This window comes from Dietzia sp. E1 (assembly GCF_014145015.1).
In the GTDB taxonomy this organism is placed as follows: Bacteria; Actinomycetota; Actinomycetes; order Mycobacteriales; family Mycobacteriaceae; genus Dietzia; species Dietzia cinnamea_A.
The window spans coordinates 1-1,985 of record NZ_JAALDU010000413.1; the positions used below are offsets into that span (position 1 = coordinate 1).

2 protein-coding genes and 1 pseudogene are annotated in these 1,985 nt (G+C 72.2%); all 3 read right to left on the bottom strand.

The features are described 5' to 3' along the window. A pseudogene (locus tag G6030_RS13175) lies at positions 1–271 on the bottom strand (shikimate dehydrogenase); the annotation flags it as partial. Beyond that, positions 261–1,433, bottom strand: a complete 1,173-nt coding sequence (locus G6030_RS13180; protein WP_182643433.1) for an endolytic transglycosylase MltG — start codon at positions 1,431–1,433, stop codon at positions 261–263. The gene G6030_RS13180 and the pseudogene G6030_RS13175, both read right to left, overlap by 11 nt. A 92-nt stretch (positions 1,434–1,525) precedes the next feature. Next, positions 1,526–1,985: Holliday junction resolvase RuvX (gene ruvX / locus G6030_RS13185; RefSeq protein ID WP_241724352.1), on the bottom strand; the 460-nt coding region annotated here is incomplete at its 5' end.

Consider the following 1,985-nt stretch of genomic DNA (forward strand, 5'->3'; position numbering starts at 1 on the left):
GGGCGCGGTCGCTGACCTCGGTGGCGTGCGCGAGCGCGGCGAACTTCCCGGGCATCGTGACCGAGTAGCCGATCCGGTGGGCCGGTGAGGAGTCCACCAGCGACGGCAGGCGCTCGGCGTCGCAGTCGATGCGCTCGTAGGTCCAGTCGTGGAGGCCGAGAGCGCGGTAGGCGGCGCCGTGCAGGACAGGCGAGAGAGAGTGGTCCACCGGGTGCCCGAGTACGGCCGCCGACCGCGGCCCGGCGCCGGCGGACAAGGGATCAGCGTCCACTTGCCAGAACCCCGTTGGCGATCGCCTCGCTCTGGTTGCGTTCGTGCTCCGGGTACTCGTCGGCGAAGCGGGTGGTCCCCTGCATGTCCACCGTGACGAAGTACTTCCACTGTCCGTCGGCCGGGTTCTCCATGGCGCGGAGCGCCTCGAGTCCGGGTGAGCCGATGGGCCCGTAGGGGAGGCCGTCCATGGCGTAGGTGTTCCACGGGGTCCGGGCGGCCCGGTCGGCGTCAGTGGTGGCGATCTCCTGATCGGCGAGAGCGTAGTTCACGGTGGAGTCGAACTGCAGCCGCATGGGTTCGGCGAGGCGGTTGAGGATGACCCGGGCGACCTTGTCGAAGTCCTGCGGCAGCCCCTCCTTCTCCACCAGGGAGGCCGCGGTGACCACCTGGTACGGGGTCAGGCCGATCCGCTGGGCCGCCGGGACCAGACCGGTCTCGTCATAGGCGGCGGTGGAGGTCTCGATGAGGTGCCGCAGGATGTCGACGGGCTCGGAGCGGGGGTCGATGGTGTGGACGCCCGGCCGGATGAGGCCCTCGAGTCGACGCACCGGGTCCGGGGCGGCCCGGACCTCGTTGATCGCCCAGTCGGGGACGCCCAGCACCGCGGGGTCGGCCTGGGCGGCGGCGTCCACGATCTCCTGGGGCTGTCGACACGCCGGGGCCTCGTCCGGCGCGTCGAGGTCGCGCAGGCAGGTGGCGTCGGCGATCAGGGTGAAGATCCCCTTCTCGGTGCCGCCGCCCACGACGACCGTGTCCAGGAGCCGACCGCCGGGCTTGACGTCGACCATCCCGACGCGGTTCCGCGGATCCGACAGCGCTTCGACGGCGGCGGCCGCGCTCATCTCCTGACGCACCTGGTAGAAGCCGGGTTGAATGCCCTCGACAGGTGTGCCGGCCGCGGCGCCGGTGAAGGCCCGGGTACTGGCGACCGTGCCGATCTCGTAGAGGCGGTCCCCCACGACGCCCAGGGTGTCGCCGGGCTCGACGTGCAGCAGAGCGTTGCCGCTGCCCTCTCCCTCGTGGTCGGGAGCGGCGGCGACCTCGGTGTTGAGATTGCGGTAGACCATGAAGCCGAAGGCGAGGACCACCCCGATCACGGCCGCCAGGAGGAGGAACCTGGTGGTGCCGCTCGTGCGTGAGCGTCCTCGTGCCGCAGACATGGTGCTCCTCGGTCAGGGTTGAAGGGGAGCTGCCCGGCGGACAGCATCGTGCTCGGCCGCAGTTTATCCATCCACGCCGGTCGGCGCGTCGCTCATCGGCGGGCATGCCGCGAGTCGATCCAGGCCTGGAGGAGGACCACGGCGGCGGCCTGGTCGATCACGTCGCGCTGCTTACGCGTGTTGCGGCCGGCCCCGTGGAGGGCCGCGCCGGCGGTGACGGTGGTCAGCCTCTCGTCGACGAGTTCCACCGGCACTTCCGGGGAAGCGGTGGTCAGCGCGTCGGCGAACGACCGGGCCATGGCGGTCGAGGCGGTCTCGCGCCCCTTGAGGGAGGTGGGTAGCCCCACGACCACGCCGACGGCGTCGTACTCGGCGATCAGCTCGCCGAGCCGCCGGAGCTCGGCGGCCCACCCGGGGTCGCCGTCGACCACGCGGATGGTCTCGACCGGGGTGGCCAGGATCCCGTCTGGGTCGCAGGAGGCCACGCCGATGCGGGCGGTGCCCACGTCCAGGCCGAGCCGGCGCCCGCGGGTCCAGGCCGCGCCGGTGGCC